The sequence below is a fragment of the Tigheibacillus halophilus genome, from assembly GCF_042683165.1.
Classification (GTDB): domain Bacteria; phylum Bacillota; class Bacilli; order Bacillales; family Amphibacillaceae; genus Tigheibacillus; species Tigheibacillus halophilus.
The window spans coordinates 347,346-369,886 of record NZ_JBHUIZ010000015.1; the positions used below are offsets into that span (position 1 = coordinate 347,346).

The 22,541-nt window shown below is 40.7% G+C and carries 17 protein-coding genes; 11 read left to right on the top strand and 6 right to left on the bottom strand.

The window, feature by feature from the left end; translation table 11 throughout:
* Positions 1–20 precede the first annotated feature (20 nt).
* The 5 genes from ACFSMW_RS17425 to ACFSMW_RS17445 all read right to left on the bottom strand — a co-directional run bounded on the left by ACFSMW_RS17425 (position 21) and on the right by ACFSMW_RS17445 (position 5,567).
* Positions 21–671, bottom strand: coding sequence for an HAD family hydrolase (locus tag ACFSMW_RS17425; RefSeq protein ID WP_390357571.1), 651 nt, complete (start codon positions 669–671; stop codon positions 21–23).
* A gap of 67 nt (positions 672–738) precedes the next feature.
* Positions 739–2,148, bottom strand: coding sequence for a PTS mannitol transporter subunit IIBC (locus tag ACFSMW_RS17430; RefSeq protein WP_390357572.1), 1,410 nt, complete (start codon positions 2,146–2,148; stop codon positions 739–741).
* Positions 2,149–2,181: 33 nt separating this feature from the next.
* Positions 2,182–3,183, bottom strand: coding sequence for a Gfo/Idh/MocA family protein (locus tag ACFSMW_RS17435; protein WP_390357573.1), 1,002 nt, complete (start codon positions 3,181–3,183; stop codon positions 2,182–2,184).
* A 347-nt stretch (positions 3,184–3,530) separates the two neighbouring features.
* A complete protein-coding gene (locus ACFSMW_RS17440) occupies positions 3,531–4,346 on the bottom strand; it encodes a MurR/RpiR family transcriptional regulator (protein WP_390357574.1) in 816 nt (271 codons plus the stop codon).
* A 366-nt stretch (positions 4,347–4,712) separates the two neighbouring features.
* Complete coding sequence (locus ACFSMW_RS17445; protein ID WP_390357575.1) at positions 4,713–5,567, bottom strand: AraC family transcriptional regulator; 855 nt, start codon at positions 5,565–5,567, stop codon at positions 4,713–4,715.
* A gap of 182 nt (positions 5,568–5,749) precedes the next feature.
* Between ACFSMW_RS17445 and ACFSMW_RS17450 the strand changes: the two genes are divergently transcribed.
* From ACFSMW_RS17450 to ygjK, 3 genes are read left to right on the top strand one after another with little or no spacing between them, the layout of a single operon-like run.
* Positions 5,750–7,240 carry an amino acid permease gene (locus ACFSMW_RS17450; RefSeq protein WP_390357576.1) on the top strand — a complete coding sequence of 497 codons (1,491 nt, stop codon included), beginning with the start codon at positions 5,750–5,752 and terminating at the stop codon, positions 7,238–7,240.
* On the top strand, positions 7,212–10,268 hold the full coding sequence (gene ebgA, locus ACFSMW_RS17455) for a beta-galactosidase subunit alpha (RefSeq protein WP_390357577.1): 3,057 nt from the start codon (positions 7,212–7,214) through the stop codon (positions 10,266–10,268). Before ACFSMW_RS17450 ends, ebgA begins: the two co-directional genes overlap by 29 nt.
* A gap of 18 nt (positions 10,269–10,286) precedes the next feature.
* Positions 10,287–12,674 carry an alpha-glucosidase gene (gene ygjK, locus ACFSMW_RS17460; RefSeq protein ID WP_390357578.1) on the top strand — a complete coding sequence of 796 codons (2,388 nt, stop codon included), beginning with the start codon at positions 10,287–10,289 and terminating at the stop codon, positions 12,672–12,674.
* 417 nt (positions 12,675–13,091) lie between these two features.
* On the opposite strand, the gene ACFSMW_RS17465 is transcribed toward ygjK, so the two are convergent.
* Positions 13,092–13,541 carry an Lrp/AsnC family transcriptional regulator gene (locus ACFSMW_RS17465; RefSeq protein WP_390357579.1) on the bottom strand — a complete coding sequence of 150 codons (450 nt, stop codon included), beginning with the start codon at positions 13,539–13,541 and terminating at the stop codon, positions 13,092–13,094.
* A gap of 310 nt (positions 13,542–13,851) precedes the next feature.
* Between ACFSMW_RS17465 and nikB the strand changes: the two genes are divergently transcribed.
* The 8 genes from nikB (at position 13,852) to ACFSMW_RS17505 (ending at position 22,444) form a co-directional block, all read left to right on the top strand.
* On the top strand, positions 13,852–14,793 hold the full coding sequence (gene nikB, locus ACFSMW_RS17470; protein WP_390357580.1) for a nickel ABC transporter permease: 942 nt from the start codon (positions 13,852–13,854) through the stop codon (positions 14,791–14,793).
* A gap of 12 nt (positions 14,794–14,805) precedes the next feature.
* Entirely contained in the window at positions 14,806–15,702 is an 897-nt protein-coding gene (locus ACFSMW_RS17475; RefSeq protein ID WP_390357581.1) for an ABC transporter permease, read from the top strand.
* Between the two features lie 21 nt (positions 15,703–15,723).
* Positions 15,724–17,253: a glutathione ABC transporter substrate-binding protein gene (locus ACFSMW_RS17480; protein ID WP_390357582.1), complete on the top strand. Its 1,530-nt coding sequence runs from the start codon at positions 15,724–15,726 to the stop codon at positions 17,251–17,253.
* A gap of 8 nt (positions 17,254–17,261) precedes the next feature.
* Positions 17,262–18,257 carry an ABC transporter ATP-binding protein gene (locus ACFSMW_RS17485; protein WP_390357583.1) on the top strand — a complete coding sequence of 332 codons (996 nt, stop codon included), beginning with the start codon at positions 17,262–17,264 and terminating at the stop codon, positions 18,255–18,257.
* A complete protein-coding gene (locus ACFSMW_RS17490; protein ID WP_390357584.1) occupies positions 18,232–19,203 on the top strand; it encodes an ABC transporter ATP-binding protein in 972 nt (323 codons plus the stop codon). Before ACFSMW_RS17485 ends, ACFSMW_RS17490 begins: the two co-directional genes overlap by 26 nt.
* Before the next feature lie 210 nt (positions 19,204–19,413).
* Positions 19,414–21,027: a gamma-glutamyltransferase family protein gene (locus tag ACFSMW_RS17495; protein WP_390357585.1), complete on the top strand. Its 1,614-nt coding sequence runs from the start codon at positions 19,414–19,416 to the stop codon at positions 21,025–21,027.
* Positions 21,028–21,341: 314 nt separating this feature from the next.
* Positions 21,342–21,911 (top strand): chromate transporter, encoded by a 570-nt coding sequence (locus tag ACFSMW_RS17500; RefSeq protein ID WP_390357586.1) that lies wholly within the window; start codon positions 21,342–21,344, stop codon positions 21,909–21,911.
* Positions 21,911–22,444: a chromate transporter gene (locus ACFSMW_RS17505; RefSeq protein WP_390357587.1), complete on the top strand. Its 534-nt coding sequence runs from the start codon at positions 21,911–21,913 to the stop codon at positions 22,442–22,444. The genes ACFSMW_RS17500 and ACFSMW_RS17505 overlap by 1 nt, the downstream gene beginning before the upstream one ends.
* The last annotated feature ends 97 nt before the right edge of the window (positions 22,445–22,541 follow it).

Sequence of the window (22,541 nt, forward strand, 5' to 3'; positions counted from 1 at the left end):
AATGTCTACTCCTTTATTGGTTAATTGAAAGTATCGATCAGATTGGAAACACTTACTTCTTTCAAAGAATCTGCTTTTTTGTAATATGGATCAAAATCACTGTACTGCGTAATTTTATTCGGAACAACAATAGTTTTTATGCCAGCTCTATTGGCTGCAATTAATCCGTTATTTGAATCTTCAATAACAACAGCTGACGCGTTATCTACTTTAAGTTCAGTGATTGCCTTTTGAAATAAGTCGGGAAAGGGTTTGATGCGCTCTACATCATCGGCTGTGATTAGACAGTCAAAATAATCTATTAATCCCAATCTTGTCAGGTGTTTTATCGGTTTTTGCTTTTTAGCAGATGTGGCTAAGGACAGCTTTAAACCATGATTTTTTATTTCCTTAATAAAATCTATTGTCCCTTCTTTGGCAGGTAGTTTGTCACTGCGGTCTAGAAATATTTCCATAGTATCTTCGAAAAACTTGTCATGATTAATGTAAATACCCTTTTCTTCTAATGCATGAAATAGGCTTTTATAATTCGAACCTACACAAAGCAGGAATTCTTCAATTTTCAAATCATATTCCTTTTCTCTTTTCAGCCACTGGGCATATACGTCATACCAAACTTCCTCAGTATCAATCACGACACCGTCAAAATCCATGATAACTGCTTTTAACATATTGTCTCTCCTTGCTGTGAACGATGTTTCAGGTGAGAAAGGTGGGATGCCCATTCCTCACCTTTTTCTAATCCTCTTTTTTGGCATTTTGCAAATCATTGATTAGCTCTTCATACTGTGGTGCGTTGAGATAATCTGTAATAGCAATATGATAAACATTTGACTGCTTTTCCTTTACTCTATCCATCAATGACTCATGCGTAATAATCATATCGCATTCTACAGGTAAATCACTTACAGATACGTGAAACACCTGTATATTTTCCATTTCCGCTTTATTTAGTTTCTTTTGTAAAATGGTCGCCCCCATTGCACTGGATCCTAAGCCAGCATCGCATGCATAGGCAATCTTTTCCACTTTTGAGAAATCAAAGGCGGTGGTATCCTGCTTTTCGCTTTCAAACATAGAAGAAATTCTGCTTTTCTTACCTTTTAATTGTTCCATTTGATCTGCTGCATTTTTTAGTTCATCATCTGTTGTTGACTTTTTCATAAATGGGATAGCCACTAAGAAAGTCACAATACATGATGCTAAAATTCCAGCATAAATAGGTAAGTGATCTCCGATAGCGGTCATCAGTGAAATTGAAATTATACTGCCGGGCGAAGCAATTCCTACCAAACCAACGTGAAATATTGAAAAAATGAATGTCCCCGTCATTCCGCCTAAAATGAGAGGTAAAATTAGCATTGGTCGCATGAGTACAAATGGAAAGTATATTTCGTGGATACCCCCAAATAGGTGGATCACACTTGCACCATATGCCGTTCCTTTTGTATTTCCTTTACCAAAAAACATGTAGGCTAACAGTATTCCTAGCCCTGGTCCTGGGTTGGACTCAAGCAAGAATAAAACAGATTTTCCTAAATCAGATACCTGTGTGATTCCAAGTGGCGTTAATACGCCTTGGCCGATCGCGTTGTTTAAAAATAATATTTTTGCCGGTTCAATGAATATGGCGGTTATTGGCAGAAGACTGTGCGCCATTAGGAAGTCGACACACGCTGCTAAAACCTTGGTTAATCCAACAATTACCGGGACAAGTGTTACGTGACCAATTACTGCCAGCACAGCACCTATAAACGCCGATGATAAGTTGTTGATTAGTAATTCAAATCCTGTTGGAATCTTTTTTTCTATTAGGCTATCAAATTTTTTCAGTATCCAGGCCGATAGTGGACCCATAATCATCGCACCGATAAACATGGTGATATCCGTTCCAATAATCAGCCCCATGGTGACCACCGCACCAATCACTGAACCTCTATAACCGTGCACCATTTTTCCACCAGCAATTGCAATCAATAATGGTAAAAGATATGTCAGCATTGGTGTGATAAAGCTTTGTAACATATCATTTCCCAATGCAACTGCTACAGCGGTTATAATTCCCCAAGCCATAAATGCTCCCAGATTTGGAAGCACCATGTTACTTAATTTACTCCCGAATGTTTGCGCTTTTGATTTAAATGACATTGTCCCAGCTCCTTTTACAGAGGATACTCTTTTTTAAAGTTCTACTTCTTTTCCCTCGTCGAGTGATCTTTCAATTGCATCAACTACTCGTAAAGAATCATAAGATTCTTTTGGTGTAATGATTGACTTTGTCCCATGGATAATATTATTAATAAACGCCATTAGCTCCTCTGATAAGTCACCGGAAACCTGTCCATTTGTATAATACCAGTGTCTTGAATCGGGATTTTGAATACGTTTATCAGTGATGAAACGAACTCCATTATCGCTGGAATCTATATACGCTACGCCTTTTGTACCGACAAGTTCCAATTTATCGTCAATACTAGTAGGGGAGTTTTCTGGTAACACCCAACAAGCTTCTAAACATGCAATTGCCCCGTTTTCATAGGTTACAAGAGCATAAATGACATCTTGCATGCCATGCTCTTTCAATAATACGCTCCGGGCTTTTGCAAATACTTTTACTGGCTGGCATCCCATATACCAATTAATGTAATCAACATCATGAATCATTACATGCATACTTAAATCAGAAGCACCGATATACCGTCTTGGACCGGTGATCGGGCTGTTTCTTCTGCAATATAAATGAATGATGTCGCCTAATTCTCCATCATCTATTGCTTGTTTAACCATATTAAATCGTGGATCAAATCGCAGTAAGAACCCGACAGTGAAAACTTTGTCATAATTTTCGGTGATGTCATACAGTGCTTTGCCATCTTCTAATGTTTTGGCGAGTGGTTTTTCTAATAAAATATGTTTGTCATGCTGCACCGCGATTTCGACTGCTTCTCTATGGATATTATCTGGAAGCACGATACTTACTGCGTCAATCTCAGGGTTTGCTAACATTCGTTTATAATCTTTGTAAACTTGGCATCTGAATTCTGTTTGTACTTCTTCGCGTCTCTTGTCATTGTATTCACAGACGGCGACTAATTCTACTAATGGCAGTTTTTGATAGATCTGTGCGTGGTATGTACCCATTTGTCCCATTCCGATTACGCCAACTTTAATACTCATGATCATCATCCTTTTTCTAGTTATTAAATGATATAAAAAACTTTTCCATTCATAGATTGCTCATATTACGGGATATAAATAGATTTGTTTAATTATCATGTTGAAGCGCTTTCAAATAGTACCTAATTTTAATTTATTTAGTTAGCTTTGATATCCTCCTTTTGCACTTATTGAAGTTATACTCCGGAAATAAAATTAAATTTAGGAGTTTTGTTACATTGATATATTATAGCACCTTTTTCAGATTAATCAATCGCGGAAAAATATTTTTTAGACCAACAAAAAAAGCATCAACGGAAAATGATTGTTGATACTGTTCAAGAAGTATATATTAATTTGAGAGATGGGGGCTATTAATCCATAGTTTTGCTCAGAATTGATTTGGCAGTAATTTGCTTTAATTCACTGGATTTTTCTTTATTTCTGAGTGCATAACCTGTGGTTAAAATATCAATCACTAGAAGCTGCGATACTTTTGCAGAAAGCGACCCGCCATCTACAACGGACTCCCCCATGGATGTGTTTAATGTGATATCAGCCTTTTGGGCAATTGGTGACAGAATAAAGTTTGTAATCACGATAATGGTAGCTTTATTATTTTTGGCAATTGTCGCAGATTCGTATATATCCTTTGTTCTTCCGGAGAGGCTTAACACAATCACCACATCTTCTTTGGTGAAGGTAGTGGCCTCCATAGCTTGAAAATGTGAATCAATAATCGCTTTTGCAGATCTTCCAACCCGCAAAAAACTTACCTGCGCTTCTTGCGCTGCTAATCCACTAGCGCCAATTCCAAAAATAAAGATTCTCTTTGATTGTTCGATTGCTGTAATTGCTCTATCCAAAACTTCCTTATCGATCAGTGAAATTGTACGATCAATCACTTGACCAAAATTATTTTGGATTCTATCGATATAGGAATCGATGGAAGGGGACTGCTCTGATAGGTCTTCCATAGCAATTTGTAATTTTAAATCTTGGAATCCTTCAAAACCAATTTTTTTACAAAAGCGGATAATAGTGGCGTCTCCCACCCCTATAATTTTGGTTACTTCTTGAATAGATTTGTAAATGATTTCTTTGCCGGCCTTTTTAATATAATCGGCTATCTTTTTTTCGGACTTCGTGAGATCTGAATAACATGATTCTATAATACTTAGGTACTTCAAGGTATCTACTCCTATCTGTTAAGAATGAAGTTGGCTTTATGTTTAATAGTTTATATTAACGAAGTAATATCTGCCACTTCTGTTGTGTATGGAACCTGTAAGGAACTATCTTAAACGGAATGTTTTCAGACTTATAAGCTTATTGAAGGAAAATGCTTTCTTCTAAATTCGCCAACTACAGTATCGCGTTTGCATAATATTTGTTGCGTATTAAATAGGCGGCTCGTATATTTGAATTTGATTACAACCAATTCAAGCAGCAATCGTTTATCGCAAAGTTACCTCCGTGTTCTATTATCTTTTCTCCAAACTGCCATGTGTTTTTACTTATGGAGTCATTCGTCAAAAAATTGGAAAGATATAGTATTACTTCCGATCTGCGAAAAATCTCGAGCGGTACGCAGACGGGGACATACCCTTATTTTTGGAAAACTGTCTCGAAAAGTGAGAAGCACTAATAAACCCGACAAGGTAGGCAATCTCTTCTATAGCGTTACTGCTTTTCCTCAGAAGTTCAGTGGATTTATTTAGTCGAGTCTGAACCAAGTATGTTTTCGGACTGATGTTCAAATGTTTTTTAAAGAGCCTGAACAAATAAGAACGTTCAATTTGAACTTTTTCCGCCAGAAATTCAACGGAGAAAGCAGGATTTTGATAATTGGCGTGAATCAATTTGACGGCATGTTGCACATATTTTTCAGCATCAGTTAATCGATGACGCAATTCCTCCTGATGCTGCTTGCTTAATAAATTTAGAATATGGAATGCCTCGCCGAGAGCGGCAAAATGCTGTCCGCTGTCCGAATAGTAATATACATTTGCGAATAGTTCATCCATTTTATCTTTATCATGGAAAGTGTATATGTAATTGGCAGTACCTGCTGAGGGAGCAGTAAGGAATCCGCACTGCTGGAAAAATTGCTGGGATAACGTTCCATTGAATCCAATCCATCTGTAGCTCCACGGATTACCAGCTAATGGATAATAATTATTTTTCGTATGAGGGGGAATGATAAACCCCTCTTTCTCTTTCAGGTGATGCACTTCATCCTCGATGAAAAAAAGGCCCTCTCCTTTCGTGATATAGTGTATTAGGTAATAATCGATCGGCTCATATTGATACGGTTCACGGGGCTGCACATCCTCATATCCGCACTCAAATATGTAAAATTCATCATTCCACTTTTCTTTCATTTGAAATGTGCCTATGGACTTAAACAATATAAACTCCTCCATGCAACATAATGTCAAATAGTAACAACGTATGGTTATGTTAGAAACATGTTTCTTTCTACTATAATGAAAGCGCACCCATTCATAATGAAGCGTGTAAACATTATACCAGAAATGACGAAATTCAAGTAATATCGTTGTTTACGGGAACTGAAAGGAGTTGTTTTGTAATGAATGAAAACAGAAGGAGAATCAGTTCTGTATCTTTCCTGCTGATGACTTTTACGGCAGTATTCGCATTTAATAACATCATAAATGCAACGGCAAGTATCGGACTTTCAGCGGTTCCGACTTTTTTATTCGCAACTGTATTTTATTTTTTTCCGTTTGCTTTGATGATAGGCGAATTTTCCTCCGCCAATACAGATGCAGAGTCGGGTGTGTACAGTTGGATTAGAACGTCGTTAGGTGATAAATGGGCTTTTCTTGGTTCATGGTCGTATTTTTTTGTCAACTTGTTTTTCTTTGTGTCCTTATTGCCCCAGACGTTAATTTATGCTTCCTATACATTTGTTGGCCATAACGTTTTTAGCGGCGTCCATGGAACGATCACTATTTCTCTCCTATCTATTATCCTTTTTTGGTTAACCACATTCGTGTCGGTAAAAGGGGTGTCATGGATTTCTAAAGTTACAGATGTATCTGGAATCGCAAGAATATTGATGGGGGTAGGCTTCATTATACTTGCATTGGCAGTATACTTTTTGCTTAGGGAACCATCAGCGCAAGAATTTTCCGGCGAGTCAGTCCTACCTGGCGCGAACTGGAATTATTTAATGACGCTGGCCTGGATATTGCAAGCGGTAGGCGGTGCTGAAGCAGTGGGCGTTTATGTGAAAGACATTAAGGGCGGAAACAAGACCTTTGTTAAAACGCTCATTATCTCAGCGATATCCATTGGTGTGATTTACGCTTTAGGCGCTGCAGCAGTCGGCCTGGTTTTGCCTGCTGAACAGCTGCAAGGAAATTATTCCAATGCGTTATTCGATGCATTTGCTGTTTTAGGCAATCACTTTGGGATTAGCAGTGGCATTATGACGCGGATTGTCGGATTGATTATGCTTTTAAGTGCTGCGGGTTCTCTGGTGATTTGGACGGCGGCACCGGTGAAAATTTTATTCTCGGAAATCCCAAGCGGTATTTTTGGAAAATGGGTCTCGAGGACAAATGAAGAAGGAAACCCTACAAATGCCCTTATCCTGCAAGCTGTCGTGGTTACCGTACTGATGATTATCCCTGCACTGGGAATAGGATCTATTGATACGTTGTTGAAAACACTTATCAATATGACGGCGGCAACTTCATTGATACCTGTATTGTTTTTACTTGTATCATACATTGTACTGCGAACAAAGAAAGACCACTTGCCCAGGGGCTTTCAGATGGGCAGCAGAAAAACCGGAATTGGGGTTGGAGTGCTATTGCTGGTGTTTTTTACCTTCGCATTTTTTGTCTCCACCTTTCCATCACCAGCTGCATTATTGGCGTATTTCAAGACGGGGACATTTGCAGAAGGAACAGCAAATCCTTTATTCAGCCTTCTATATAATGTGTTAGGTATCGTGGTATTCGTTGGATTTGCCTATGCTTGCTATAAGAGGTATGAAAATAAACAATCAGGGGGAGTCAAACATGATCGAAAAGAAAAGATGGGAAAATAACCAGATTGATGGTATTGGCAGGTTGGAGCCGCGTGCGCATTTTGATAGTTACCCGACAAGGTCAGCAGCCATTGAAAGAGATGTATCCGCTTCTCATTTTCACTTGAGTCTGAACGGAATGTGGTCTTTTCTTTTCCTGGATGCCCCGGAATACAGCCCCGATGGCTTTTATGAAACAGCGTTTGACTGTTCGTCATGGGACAAAGTGGAAGTACCAGGCAATTGGCAGCTCCAGGGATACGGAAAAATGCATTATTCGGATCTATGGTATAACTTTCCAATTAATCCGCCATATGTACCTACCGAAAATCCGACAGGCATCTACCGTCGGACAATACAAATAGAAGAAATCAAAGCAGATTTCCAGTATATCCTCAACTTCCAAGGAGTGGATTCTGCATTTGAGCTGTTTATAAATGATGTGTTTGTTGGATACAGCAAAGGGGCCCGAATCCAGAGTGAATTCGATGTGTCAAACATACTTCGCGTCGGTTCCAATATCGTTACGGTCCGTGTATTTCAGTGGTCGGACGGCACCTATCTGGAGGATCAGGATATGTGGTGGCTAAGCGGCATTTTCCGTGATGTGACACTTTATGCCAGGCCGGTTATGGGGTTATATGATTTTACGGTGAAAACGTATTTCGACCAAAACTACCAACACGCAACATTACTTGTTCATCCTGTTTTGAAAGTGCGGGGACAAATGATTGCTTATGAACTGTTGGATTCGACGGGTAAATCGATTTTGAATCAAACACTTCCGGCGAAGCAGAGTCTTGTAGCAGAAGTGAATTCTCCAGAAAAATGGTCCGCAGAAGTGCCAAATTTGTATACACTGCTGATCACGGTGTATCAGGGGGATCATATTGTAGAAGTCATCAGGCAGTCTGTCGGGTTCCGGCAAATTGCGCTTGCAGGCAATACGTTTTTGGTAAACGGCAAGGCGATTAAACTGAAGGGTGTCAACAGACACGATTACAGCCCGGTTCACGGCAGGGTGACCACGAAAGCAAACGTAGAGGCTGATATCCAGCTGATGAAACAGCATAATATCAATGCGGTGAGAACTGCCCATTACCCGAACGCACCATACTTATATGATTTATGTGATGAATATGGGCTTTACGTGATTGATGAAACGGATCTGGAATGCCATGGTTTTGAATTGACGGGTGATTATAAATGGCTAGCTGACAATCCGGAGTGGGAAATGGCTTTTGTAAACAGATTGAAGCGCATGCTGCAGCGGGATAAAAATCATCCATCTATCTTGATGTGGTCCCTCGGAAATGAATCGGCATTCGGACAAAACTTCCGTAAAATGGCTGCGTATGCCAAGGCTGCTGATCCGACTCGTCTTGTGCATTATGAAGGAGATTTTGAAGCAGAAGTAAGTGATGTGTATTCTACCATGTATACATGGCTGGAGCGGGAAAATGGATTAACGATGGATCAAATTGTCGCAAATACACAAAAGCCTCATATATTATGCGAATATGGCCACGCCATGGGAAACGGACCAGGGAATCTGAAGGAGTATCAGGATATTTTTTATGCGCACGAACATATGCAGGGCGGTTTTATATGGGAATGGTTTGATCATGGCATTGAAACGAAAGCGCCGGATGGAACAACGTATTACAAATACGGCGGGGACTTCGGTGATGACCCGAATAACAGCAACTTCTGTATAGATGGGTTGCTAATGCCTGACCGGACGCCTTCCACGGCTTTAACGGAATTTAAAAAAGTCATTGAACCGGTTGAAATGACTGCAATAGATTTACAAGCAGGTATGTTCAGGTTAACCAATCGCCAGGATTTCTGTGGATTGGATGCATTTCAATTAATATGTCGTTATTACGAAGATGATCGGTTAATTGAGGAAAATGAAATGGATATCCCTGAAACAGCCGGCGGACAAGTATCTGAGCTGAAAATAACATACCCTGAAATTAGCCAAAAACAACCTGGAGCTCAGTATACGGTCCATTTTATTTATCAACTCAGGCAACAGGAAAAATGGGCAGATGCCGGATTCGAAGTGACACGCAGTGTATTTGTTTACCATAAGGAGGAGCGTATATCAGAACCAGCTATCAATCATCCTGCAAACCTTCAAGTGCAGGAAAAGGAAAGTTGTATACTGGTAACTGGAAAAGATTTCACAGTAGCTTTTGATAAAGTGAGGGGTAGACTTGACCAAATGATCCACCAGGGACAGGAGATCATTCAACAGGGCCCTCGACTGAATTTCTGGCGGGCGCCGATTGATAACGATATGTATATACTGGAAGATTATCGAAATAAATACTTCATGCACCTCGGTCATGAATCAGTTCGTGATGTGACATGGAAGGTGGAAGCGAGTGAATTTATATGGGAAGTCCACTCTTTCTTTGGTACGACAAACAGCTCCTGGTACTATGATATTACTAGCAGATACACTGTTTCATCTGATGGCAAAATACATGTTGAAATTGCCGGGATTGCTGCAGGCAGAAAGGAAAATGCGCCGCCAATGCTGCCGCGTATCGGTGTTGACATGAAGATTGATAAGCAATGGAATCAAGTATCTTGGCGCGGTCTCGGGCCGCATGAAAACTATGCGGATTCCTGCCAATCATCCTATCCGGGTGTTTTTACAAAATCGGTAGATGAATTGTTTGTCAACTACGTGGTGCCCCAAGAGAATGGCAACCATATGAAATGCGATTGGGTGAGCATGAACAATGCAACAGGCGATTCCCTGCTGTGCAGAGCGGATGAAGAAGTGGCATTCAGTGCCTCCTATTATGAAGACAGTGATGTAGAAAAGGCCGCTCATACGATAGATTTGGAAAAACGGAACTACATTGTTTGGCATATAGATAGACGGCAAAATGGCCTTGGAAGCAATTCCTGCGGACAAAATCAACTGGATCGCTATCGGTGTAAGTTCGAAGATTTCTCTCTAGGCTTTACCCTGTCCTTGGAAGATATTTCGAAAAAGTCTATTGTAGAGATTGCAAGGGAAAATGGTTGATTCAGGGAGGGGACTTTGATGGAAAAATGGAGACATAATGGAAGACTGTTTGTAATGCTATGTGTTTTGGTATCGGTTTTTATTATTTCAGGATGTGAAAGCAAGGAGCACAGTACAGGTAATCATGCAAACCGGAGCAGTGATGATAAAAATATGAAAGTGGCACGAACAAAGGTGGATCAGTTCGCAAACGTATTGGACTTATCAGCGAATCCGACGGAAGAAGTGAATGGTGTATATGACACGAACAAGTTCAATCATTTCTCGGATCTAGGTGCTTGGCACGGATACTATCAGCCCGCTAAAGATAATAAAAGATTACTTGGAGGTTTTGCCGGACCTTTGATTGTTGGTGAAGAATATCCGGTCAACCTTTCTGATTCCATTCATCGTATTCAAATGACAAATAAAGGAACAAACGAACGATATGACCTTAGTAAAAGTAAGTATATAGATTTTTCTTCGTATCCGGGCAGGTTAGAGCAAACGTATGCGTTAGATGATCTCACGCTCCATTTATCACTGATTTTTGTTAGTAATCGTACCGCTTTGATACAGACAGATATTGAAAATACCGGCGAAAAATCCCTGGAATTGGAGATTGCATGGAAAGGTTCCGTATTTGATAGCATTGTTGACGGGGAGGATAAAATCGATATCGGTACAAGTCTGGAAAAAGACGGAAACGCGATTCAGGTTCATTTCAGCAAGGTACGGAAGCAGTGGGAATATTTGGCCACTGATGAAGTAAAATATACTATTTTTCACGCTAAAAATATCGATACGAAAATAAACGGCCTGAATTATACTTCTTCGCTGAAGGATTCTATCAATATAGCCCCCGGTGAGAAATTTGACACTTTCTCGACAGAATCCTATACATTTACAAAAGATGAATTTTCAAAGGAAAAAGCAAGGTTATCTGATTATATCGCCGGCCACAAAAACTATTTTAAAGAAAACAAAAAGAGATGGCAAGAATATCTCGATAAGACGTTTGCTGGGAAAAAAGTAAAAGATTTTCCGGAATATCAAAATGCAGCAGTGAAATCGATTGAAACATTGATCAAGAATTGGCAAAGCCCTGCTGGTGCCATCAAGCATGACGGGATTGTCCCTTCAATGTCCTATAAATGGTTTATGGGCATGTGGGGCTGGGACTCATGGAAAGCAGATGTCGCATTAGCTGATTTTCATCCGGATCTGGCGAAAAACAATTTGCGTGCCTTGTTTGATTATCAGATTGACTCTGATGATGACGTCAGACCTCAGGATAAAGGGGCGATTATTGACGCTATTTTCTATAATCAGGATAGCTCGCGAGGTGGGGAAGGCGGCAATTGGAACGAACGGAATTCCAAGCCACCATTGTCGGCTTGGGCAGTCTGGGAAATTTACAAGGAAACAAATGATAAGAAGTTTTTAAAAGAGATGTATCCTAAATTGATGGATTACCATCGTTGGTGGTATGCAAACCGTGACCATGACAATAATGGTGTTGCTGAATATGGAAGCATGGTCAGTGATGCCAACTGGAAAACGGATGAATCGGGTAAAGTCATCAAGGATGGAAATAAAAATCCTAAACTTGATGAAGAGGCAGTGATTGAAGCGGCTGCCTGGGAAAGCGGCATGGATAATGCTACTCGCTTTGATAAAGAAGGCAGCGGTAAAAATGATGTTGGTGTAAAAGTCTTTGAAAACAAAAGGGATGGAGAAGTAGTCGGTTACTCCATTAATCAAGAGTCCGTCGACCTGAACTCCTATCTCTATGCGGAAAAGGGTTTTCTGAAACTGATGGCAGCTGAACTAGGAAAGAATGAAGACGAGAAGAAACTAACTGATGATGCAAGCAAGCTGAAGAAATATATTCAAGAAAACATGTATGACAAGAGAACTGGATACTTTTACGATTTACAAATCAATGATGATGGTTCTAAAACAAAATTGTTAGTGAACAGGGGAAAGGGCACGGAAGGTTGGCTCCCACTTTGGGCAAATGTCGCTACAGACAAGCAGGCAAAAAGTGTAAAGGATCATATGATGGACGAGGGTAAATTTAATACGTATTTGCCTTTTCCAACCGCATCAAAAGATAATGAAAAATTCAATCCGGACACCTATTGGCGCGGCCCGGTTTGGCTGGACCAAGCTTTGTTTGGTGTAGAAGCACTGCAAAATTATGGTTTTGACAGAGAAGCAACAGAAGCAACCAAAAAGCTATTTAACCATGCAGAAGGTTTAATGGGGAATGGTGCAATCCATGAGAATTACAACCCATTAAATGGCAAAGGACGCAGTACGAAAAATTTCAGCTGGTCGGCTGCATCTTATTACTTGTTGTATAAGAACAGTCTTCTGAGTAAGCGTCCGACAACACAACATGCATTTAGGGGAGAAGAGTGATTAAAATAAAGTTGGAGCAAAAGGTTCCATTAAGAAATTCTGATTGGATCGTATGGCAGGATGTCATTGCGATATTCTAGCCTAGAAAAGGTTCCGGTTATCTGTTGTTGATAATCGGAACTATTTTTAATGGTGGGTGCTTATGAACTATATAAAAGATCTATTTCAAGCCAGATGTCTGTACAGACCTTTTAATTACATTCCATTGGGGCGAAGGTAGTGATTTTTACCCTTCATATATAAAAAGGAGAGAAAATGGAAGTCTATGGAATTAATTACAATGCTTGGCCTTGCAAAGGATTCAAAGATTTTAAATAGGGGTGCGTATATTGGCCGGAGGTGAGAACCGGCCACTCATTCATCACTGCAGGGATGAATTTCGGAAAAAAATTGAAATAAACCTTCACATATGAAAGCTTAAAGTTTGTAACCTGATCTGCTTTTAAAGCGCTTTAATAAAATACTGCTCTCCACTCTCGTAATACCTTGAACAGAATATAATTCGTCATTAATGAATTCCTCTAATTTCTTGAAATCCTCTACCAAAACGTGCATATGTAATGTACTTGGCCCAGTCATTTGATAGATACTGGCCACATTTCGATTGTCCGCAAGATTTTGTGCCACCAGTTGAAGCTGTTTGGGCTCCACGTCCACTTCAAAAAAAGCGGAGACCTGCTTGCCGAATTTCTCGGAGTTTACCGTAATGGTGAATTTCTCGATGACTCCTTCAGCTTTTAAGGCTTGTATTCTTTCCTTCACCGCAACTCTTGAAATCCCGACTTTTTCGGCTAATTCCACATAAGAAATTCTGCCATCTTCAATCAATTCGTTAATTAGTTTTTTGTCAATTTTATCATACTTCATAGAGCAACTCCTCGAACAAATGATATATCTATTTTATCATGATTCAATATATATTTATCCATGTATTCTAACAATATAAAAGCAAAACTGGCTACTATGGCAAAAATACCATTATATTGGTTGAGTTTAAAGCATACCACTTAACAAATCGAAAGTAAAATTTAAAAATAATAAACAAATTGTAAACGTTTCACTTATATCACTTAATTTTTGTATTGACATCCTATTTTCCATTTTGTATTATATTTATAAACTTATAGTCTATATAGAAGTTTTAAATAATTTAAACATTACAGGAAGGAGGAGAAAAATGATAAGCCTGATTATCAGAAGGTTTTTTCAGTTGTTTTTACTATTATTTGGTATCTCTTTCATTGTGTTCATCAGTATGTTTATCGCTCCTGGAGATCCCGCTGCAATCGTAGCTGGTCCTACAGCATCCGCATCTGATTTGGAGGCAGTGCGGGCAAGTATGGGATTGGATAAACCGGTGTTAGTCCAGTATTTTGATTATCTTGCCGGTGTTTTTCATGGAGATTTTGGCTATTCATATCAAACGGGTCAGTCTGTTTCCGATGCTATCATAAGCAGATTTCCTAACACATTCAAATTGGGAATTGCAAGTATGATTGTGGCAATCGTTATTGGTGTAATCACTGGAATTCTTTCTGCTATTAAACACAATTCCTGGATTGATTTGTCAAGTACTACCGTTGCTTTACTAGGGGTGTCTATCCCGAACTTCTGGCTGGGGGCGATGCTCATCCTGGTATTCGGTGTAAATCTTCAGCTGCTGCCAGTAGGCGGGTTGAGTTATTCTGTTTTCAGCGCGGAGGGAATCAAGGAATTGATTTTACCAGCAATAACATTAGGCACAGCATCTGCTGCCTTAATTGCAAGAATGAGCCGTTCGTCAATGCTGGAAGTGATTAAATCCGACTACATTCGTACCGCAAGAGCGAAGGGAGTGAAGAGGCGTTCTGTCGTATGGGTGCATGCATTACGCAATGCAATGATTCCAGTAATAACGATTATAGGTATTGACTTTGGAGCGTTATTAGGTGGGACCGTCATTACTGAACAGGTGTTTGCCATAAATGGCATAGGCAGACTGATGATTGATGCAATAGCGGCCAGAGATTTTCCAATCATACAGGGGACTGTTTTACTCGTTGCTGCTATTTTTGTTGTCGTTAATCTTGTGGTGGATATTATCTACGCCCTGATTGATCCAAGAATAAGTTATGAATAGGAGGTGTAATGAATGGAAAATAGTGCGGCAGCCCAAATAGATACTCCTAATGAGAAAAAGGAAGAGAAAGTAATTGTTCAGACTGCCAAGCGGCTTATGAAAAATAAATTGGCCGTCATAGGGTTGGCAGTCGTTTTCTTACAAGTTACTTTCGCAATTTTCGCTCCGCTGCTTGTCAGTTATGGACCGAATACACAAAACCTTTCGGAGACTAATTTGGGGATAGGTTCTCCCCACCATTATCTTGGGACGGACAACTATGGAAGAGATATTTGGTCTCGAGTAGTTTATGGGGCAAGAATTTCTTTAATTGTCGGTTTATCAGCAGTTTCACTAGGGTTAATAGGCGGACTTACGTTGGGACTGCTAGGAGGTTATTATCGCAGAGTTGACGGAATAGTCATGAGAATTGTTGACTTGTTATTTGCGTTTCCAGGAATTTTATTAGCCATGCTGGTTATTGCCATTCTAGGGACTAGTTTGGTTAATGTCGTGATTGCGATCAGTATATGGTCCATTCCAGGCTGTGCCAGGATCGTTCGTGGAAGTGTTTTATCTATTAAAAGGCAAGAATACATCATGGCAATGAAATCGCTGGGGGCAAGCGACACCCGCATTCTTTTTAAACATATTTTACCTAACTGCACTGCACCAATTATTGTTTTTGCAACCATGCGAATGGCGACAGCGATCTTGTCCACTTCCGCTTTGAGTTTTTTGGGACTTGGTGCCCAACCGCCAACGCCTGAATGGGGGGCAATGATTGCAGCTGGACAGGATTTTATGTGGGAAGCGCCACATATGTCAATAGTCCCCGGGATCGCCATTATGCTGACAGTTTTTGCTTTCAATGTTGTGGGAGATGGATTAAGAGACGCACTTGATCCAAATATGGAAATCGATATGTAACCAAAAGGGGGAAATGAATCTATGAAAAAATCAATTTTTATATCGATGCTTTTATTGTTATCAATGTGTTTGTTAGCAGCATGTGGAGATAGCAACGCCAAGAAAAGTAATGGCAATGTTTCTCAAGAAATTACATATGCATCTACTTCTGATGCTGCCGGGCTTTCGCCTATCGACACAAATGATTCTGTTTCATCCAATGTCACCGCACAAGTGTATGAGACGTTGTTCATTCAAGACGCTGAAACAATGGAAGTAAAACCACTTTTAGCAGAAAGTTATGAAACCCCGGATGATAATACGTGGGAAATAAAACTGCGGAAGGGGATTAAGTTCCATGATGGGTCGCCATTTAATGCGGAAGCTGTCAAATATACTTTTGAACAGATGAAGGATCCTAAAAGAGCTGCACCAAGAGCTTCTTTATTGGCACCGATCAGTTCAATAGAAGTCAAGGATGATTATACAGTTATCTTAAAAACGAAAAAGCCATATGGGCCAATGTTGGCTGCATTAAGCCATACTAATGCTGCCATTGTCAGTCCCAAAGCAGACAAAGAAGGAGACATTAACAAAAAACCCGTTGGAACAGGTCCGTTTGTATTTGAAGAGTGGGTTGAAGGGGACCATATTACCCTAAAAAAGAATAAAGATTATTGGGGCGACCCCGCTAAATTAAAGAAGGTAACGTTCAAGGTAGTGCCTGAAACGTCGACTGCAATATCCATGCTGCAAACAAACAAGGTGCAATTTATTGACAATTTGCCTTCAGATCAGCTGTCGAGAATCGAATCATTAAAGAATGTAAAAGTATATAAAGGTAAGGGGACTAGAGTTTCCTATTTAGGTTTCAATGTGGAAAAGGAACCATTTAATGACCTTAAATTTAGACAAGCAGTCGCTTATGGGGTTGACCAAGAAGCATATGTAAATCAGCTTCATGGGCTTGGCATTTTAAATAAAAGTATCATTGGTCCTAAAATATTCGGATATGATGAGAAAGCGAAAGAGGAAGGCTACCCTTACGATCAAGAGAAAGCCAAGCAACTTATTGAAGAGAATGGCTATAAAGGTAAAAAAATCACCTTGTTAGCAGCAAACCGCGATAATTATATGAAAATGGCAGAAATTGTTCAATCCCAGCTAAATGACATTGGATTGAATGCGAAGATTGAATCAATGGAATGGGGTACATTTCTGGAAACAACAAGAAAAGGGAATTATGAAATGACTTTCTTGGGCTGGGCTAACAGTACGGCGGATGGCAGTGAATTGTTATACCCGAATTTACACTCAGACAATATTGATGCCTCAAATTACAGTCGGTATAACAATCCGGAATTTGATAAATTGGTCGATAAATCCCGTGAAAGTGTGGACCAGGATGAGCGGGCCAAGGAACTTCAAGAAGCGAATTTGATGGTCATGAAGGATGCTCCTTGGATTGTGATGGAACATGGGACGGTAACTGCAGCATATGACGAATCTGTAAAAGGATTGGTGGTCAGTCCAAACGGGCAATGGTACTTAAACAATGTTAGCAGAGAGTAGGGATAGCAATGGATAGTTTACTAGAAGTAGAAAATCTGGAAGTTCATTTTCGTACAAAAAAAGAAAGATTAAGAGCGGTGCGGGGAATTTCCTTCTCTCTCAAAAAAGGCGAAACTTTGTGTATTGTAGGAGAATCAGGTTGTGGAAAAAGTATTACCTCATTATCAGTAATCGGATTATTACCTTCGAATGGAGAAATTGCCGGCGGTTCTATCAAACTTGCAGGCAAGGAAATGCTAGGCAAGACAGAAAATGAGATGGAGAAAATCAGGGGAAATGACATTTCAATGATTTTTCAAGAACCCATGACAGCATTAAACCCGACATTCACGATTGGATTTCAATTAAGGGAGCCATTAATGATCCATAAAAGAATGTCTAAGAAAACAGCCATCAAAAAAAGTATTGAATTATTGGATAAAGTGGGCATACCAAATCCCGTAGAGAAATTGAAGCAGTTTCCACACGAACTTAGCGGCGGAATGCGCCAACGGGTGATGATTGCCATGGCTCTGGCCTGTGAACCATCTTTATTATTAGCCGATGAACCAACAACAGCTTTGGATGTTACCATACAGGCCCAAATTCTGGAATTGATCGATGATTTAAAAAGGCAAATGGGAATGGGCGTAGTATTTGTTACGCACGATATGGGCGTAGTTGCTGAAATTGCCGACCGGGTTATGGTGATGTATGCGGGAGAGGTAGTTGAAACAGGAGATGTGGATAGTATTTTTAATGCCCCGCAGCACCCCTACACAAAAGGGCTGCTAGGGGCAGTGCCTAATGTAGACGATGAAGAGCACCATTTAAATATAATCCCTGGTTCCATGCCGAATCTAAGCGACGAGATTTCCGGGTGCCGTTTTCACCCAAGATGCCCTTTCGCAATGGATATATGTCGTGGAAAAAATCCAACTACATTCGAGGTGTCCGGCAGTCATTACAGTAAATGCTGGCTTCAGGAGGTGAAAGAGGTTGACAAACTCCACACTACTTCTTGAAACAGATGAACTAAAGAAATATTACCCTATCAAAGGTGGCTTGTTTAAGAAGACAATAGGAAATGTCAAAGCAGTGCAAAATGTGAGCTTGAAAATTTATGAAGGTGAAACTCTTGGAGTCGTTGGGGAATCAGGATGTGGGAAATCCACGCTTGGAAGAACTATCCTCGGTCTGGAAAAGAGTACAGGCGGCTCCATCTCATTTCGCGGAGAAGTACTCAACGATTTATCAGAACGCAAGCTGAAAAAATTTAAAAAAGATATGCAAATGGTTTTTCAAGACCCATTTGCTTCCTTGAATCCCAGGCAACGAATTGGGCATGCACTGGAAGAAGTATTCGTTATTCATACTGACCTTGATAAGAATGAGAGAAAACAGCGTGTGCTGCAGCTTTTAAGGGAAGTAGGGTTAAAAGAAGAACATTATGGGAGGTATCCGCATGAGTTCAGCGGCGGACAGCGGCAAAGGATTGGCATTGCCAGGGCAATTGCTTTGAATCCCTCCCTGATAGTATGCGATGAAGCTGTTTCAGCCTTGGATGTTTCTGTTCAGGCACAGGTAATCAAACTGTTAAAAGATCTTCAGGAAAAATATAAGTTAACATATATGTTTATTTCGCATGATCTTGGAGTAGTTAAGCATATGTGTGACAGGGTTTTGGTCATGTATCTGGGAACGATGGTCGAATTGGGGAGTTCAAAACAAATATATCATAACCCGCAGCACCCCTATATGAAAGCCTTGTTGTCTGCTATTCCACGACCTGTTCCAGGAAGGAAAAAAATGCGGGTTAGGCTGCAAGGGGATATTCCGAGTGCTTCCAATTATCCTGCAGGCTGTCCTTTTCACACACGTTGTCCCATGGCCCAAGCCCATTGCAGGACGAAGGTTCCTGAATGGCGGGAAGTGGAAGAAGGTCATTTCGTAGCTTGCCATGAGATTTGAATAATAAGTATATATTAAATTGCTATCGTATTTTAATGACAAGATTTAATATCAAAAAATTATTGATCTGAAACTGACAGCAGCCAGCGGAAGAAAAATGTTTGTCTCCTATGCAGACATCCTGGTGAACGGCTGCTCCGATTTGTTTTACTGCGAGCCATGCAGACAAATGGCATGTTGGTTTTTAACTTTAGATCGGGAGTGTTGTCCATGTTTTCATTTAATCATCAAAGAAACCCATATCCGATAACGAGAAATGCTACTTTTGCCAAAAACGGGATGGTAGCTACTTCACAGCCGCTTGCCGCTCAGGCTGGCCTGGATATTTTAAAAAAAGGCGGCAATGCAATTGATGCAGCGATTGCAACTGCTGCATGTCTGACTGTAGTGGAGCCGACCTCAAATGGGATAGGGGGAGATGCATTTGCCATTGTATGGGTGAAAGACAAATTATATGGTTTGAACGGAAGCGGGAGATCACCCAAATCGATTTCACTTGAAACAATTCATAAAATGGGATACGAGGAAATCCCAAAGTTTGGCTGGATTCCGGTCACAGTTCCAGGAGCGCCAGGTTTATGGGCAGACCTATCGAAAAAGTTCGGTAATCTCCCTTTAACAGAGGTACTGCAGCCAGCAATTACATATGCCAGTGAAGGTTTTCCGTTATCGCCGACGCTGGGGAGATACTGGAATATTGCATTCAAAAAGTTCAGCGAATTAAACGGCGGGCCTGAATTTCAAGCATGGTTTGATACTTTCGCCCCGAAAGGAAGGGCTCCCCAAGTAGGAGAGATTTGGTCCTCTATGGATCATGCTGACACCTTGAGTGAGATAGCAAAGACAGATGCAGCGTCCTTTTATCATGGCAGTCTCGCACAAAAAATAGATGCATTTGCAAGACAAACTGGCGGATTTCTGCGTTCGGAGGACCTGGCGTCTCATGAGACAGAGTATGTTGAACCGCTAAACGTCCATTATCGTGGTTATGATGTATGGGAATTGCCGCCAAACAGCCAGGGAATTGTTGCCTTACAAGCATTAAATATTTTAAATGGCTTCGATTTCTCTGAAAGGGACCATGTAGATACATTGCATAAACAAATTGAAGCATTAAAAGCGGCTTTTGCCGATGGTTTTAATTATGTTACTGACGATGACTATATGAACATTGACCCGCGTGAGCTGATTAGTAAATCGTATGGAGAACTGCGCAGAAACCAAATCACCGATAGAGCCGCGAAGCCAGAGGCAGGAGAGCCTGCCATGAGTGGTACTGTCTACTTAGCTGCTGCTGATTCTGAAGGGAATATGGTTTCATTCATTCAAAGTAATTATATGGGGTTCGGCTCTGGATTGGTAGTACCTGGAACAGGTATTTCCTTACAAAATAGGGGCCACAACTTCTCTAATGACCCAAACCACGTAAATGCGCTGGAAGGTGGAAAACGTACGCTTCATACGATCATTCCTGGATTTATAACAAGAAAAGGTCAGGCAATTGGGCCATTTGGTGTAATGGGCGGATTTATGATGCCACAAGGCCATGTTCAGCTTCTTATGAACACGATCGATTTTGGCTTAAATCCGCAGGCAGCACTTGATGCACCGCGTTTTCAATGGTTAAGGGATAAAACCGTAGAGGTAGAACCTCGCTTTGCACACCATTTGGCTGTGGAACTGGCGGAAAGAGGGCACGATATACGTATTGCCTTGGAGCCGAATAGCTTCGGACGTGGACAAATGATTTGGCGTGACCCGGAGACAGGAGTAATGTGCGGAGGGACGGAGTCCAGAACGGACGGTTCAATTGCCTCTTGGTAAACAAAAGAAAATGTTTTTCATCAAAAGCATGTTTTAGGATGATTAAAAAGATAAATAGCCGTAATATTTCTGTACGGCTATTTGTTTTTTGAAGAGATAAGAAAGTATAAAATTTTAGGCTTTATTTTGTTCCTTGGCAGAAACAGCCATGTCCAGCTCCAGCGCCCAGCAACTAGTAAAGTCTTCGATGGGAAGAGTAATCACAGTCCCCGGAAGCTCTCCAGTTTGTACGTTGCTGAACATGTGCTGGCGCTTTTCTTAGGCTTTTTCGGTCTGCTATTTCAATTCTGACGTGGTAAAGGTAGTGGTTTAGCATGCATAAAGATTTATTTATCGCTTTTTTTCGAGCAGGGATGTTGGGATATGGGGGAGGGCTGTCAGCAATACCGCTGATGCATAAGGAAGTCGTTCAGAATTATAAATGGATGGATGATGATGAATTCGGTGATATTTTGGCTCTGGCTAATACATTGCCAGGTCCAATCAATACGAAACTTTCCGGATATATTGGCTGGAGAATCGCTGGTTTTTGGGGACTGATGACCAGTCTTATTGCAACTGTACTGCCCACTATAGTTCTCATGATTTTATTGCTGACAGCCCTTCATGCGTATAAGGATCGGCCGTGGGTACAAGGAATGGCAAAAGGAGTCATTCCGATCGCAGGGGTTATGATTGGCGTTTTAGCTTGGGATTTCCTTAAAAAATCCCAAAATTCCCTTGGTTGGCTTCGTACAATCGTATTTACCACGATTAGTATAATCGTTATTCCACTTTTGGGCGTTCATCCGGCCATCCTTGTTGCCTCACTTATATTGTACGCCTTCATTTTGCCAGGCAGAGAAAAAGAAATGAAGAAAGAGAAAAAGCGGGTGAGTGGCTGATGATCTTTTGGCAAATTTTTATGGCAAACTTTATGGCAAACCTGCTTGGATACGGTGGGGGCCCCGCGACTATTCCGCTGCTTGAACATGAAGTGGTTGCGCGTTATGGCTGGTTCACTACCTCCCAATATAGTGAAATGGTCGCCCTTGGAAATGGATTGCCGGGTCCAATCGCGACCAAATTGGCTGGTTATATAGGTTACGCACAAGGGGGAATACTGGGTTCAGTCATTGCAGTTTTTGCTTCTGTCGCTCCCTCGCTGATAATGCTTATTGCACTATTAGGATTATTATTTAAATATAAGAATTCTCCGCGTGTGAAAAAAATGACAAAAATCATCCGCCCAACGATAGCTGTTCTGCTTGGCGTGATGACGTACGAATTCTTTTTTGATTCCTATTCACAGGCCGGCTGGATTCATACAGTAATTCTCATTATTTGTGGATATATCTTATTGGAAAGAACAAAAACAGGTCCGGTTTGGGTTGTGTTAGGAGCCCTTGTTTACGGTGCAGTGTTCTTGGGAGGATAGGTGCAAGGTGCAGAAAAGGAATAGGAGCGGCGGTTGTGAGGCACGCACGTCGGAAAACGATAGATTTGCCGTTTGGATTTTATGAGCAGGAAACAGA

What these genes read in the sequence shown, in the direction of transcription:
- ACFSMW_RS17425 (WP_390357571.1), bottom strand. Translation starts at nt 671, where the DNA reads ATGTTAAAAGCAGTTATCATGGATTTTGACGGTGTCGTGATTGATACT.
- ACFSMW_RS17500 (WP_390357586.1), top strand. Translation starts at nt 21,342, where the DNA reads ATGCATAAAGATTTATTTATCGCTTTTTTTCGAGCAGGGATGTTGGGA.
- ygjK (WP_390357578.1), top strand. Translation starts at nt 10,287, where the DNA reads ATGGAAAAATGGAGACATAATGGAAGACTGTTTGTAATGCTATGTGTT.
- ACFSMW_RS17450 (WP_390357576.1), top strand. Translation starts at nt 5,750, where the DNA reads ATGAATGAAAACAGAAGGAGAATCAGTTCTGTATCTTTCCTGCTGATG.
- ebgA (WP_390357577.1), top strand. Translation starts at nt 7,212, where the DNA reads ATGATCGAAAAGAAAAGATGGGAAAATAACCAGATTGATGGTATTGGC.
- ACFSMW_RS17430 (WP_390357572.1), bottom strand. Translation starts at nt 2,148, where the DNA reads ATGTCATTTAAATCAAAAGCGCAAACATTCGGGAGTAAATTAAGTAAC.
- ACFSMW_RS17435 (WP_390357573.1), bottom strand. Translation starts at nt 3,183, where the DNA reads ATGATCATGAGTATTAAAGTTGGCGTAATCGGAATGGGACAAATGGGT.
- ACFSMW_RS17465 (WP_390357579.1), bottom strand. Translation starts at nt 13,541, where the DNA reads ATGAAGTATGATAAAATTGACAAAAAACTAATTAACGAATTGATTGAA.
- nikB (WP_390357580.1), top strand. Translation starts at nt 13,852, where the DNA reads ATGATAAGCCTGATTATCAGAAGGTTTTTTCAGTTGTTTTTACTATTA.
- ACFSMW_RS17475 (WP_390357581.1), top strand. Translation starts at nt 14,806, where the DNA reads ATGGAAAATAGTGCGGCAGCCCAAATAGATACTCCTAATGAGAAAAAG.
- ACFSMW_RS17495 (WP_390357585.1), top strand. Translation starts at nt 19,414, where the DNA reads ATGTTTTCATTTAATCATCAAAGAAACCCATATCCGATAACGAGAAAT.
- ACFSMW_RS17480 (WP_390357582.1), top strand. Translation starts at nt 15,724, where the DNA reads ATGAAAAAATCAATTTTTATATCGATGCTTTTATTGTTATCAATGTGT.
- ACFSMW_RS17485 (WP_390357583.1), top strand. Translation starts at nt 17,262, where the DNA reads ATGGATAGTTTACTAGAAGTAGAAAATCTGGAAGTTCATTTTCGTACA.
- ACFSMW_RS17505 (WP_390357587.1), top strand. Translation starts at nt 21,911, where the DNA reads ATGATCTTTTGGCAAATTTTTATGGCAAACTTTATGGCAAACCTGCTT.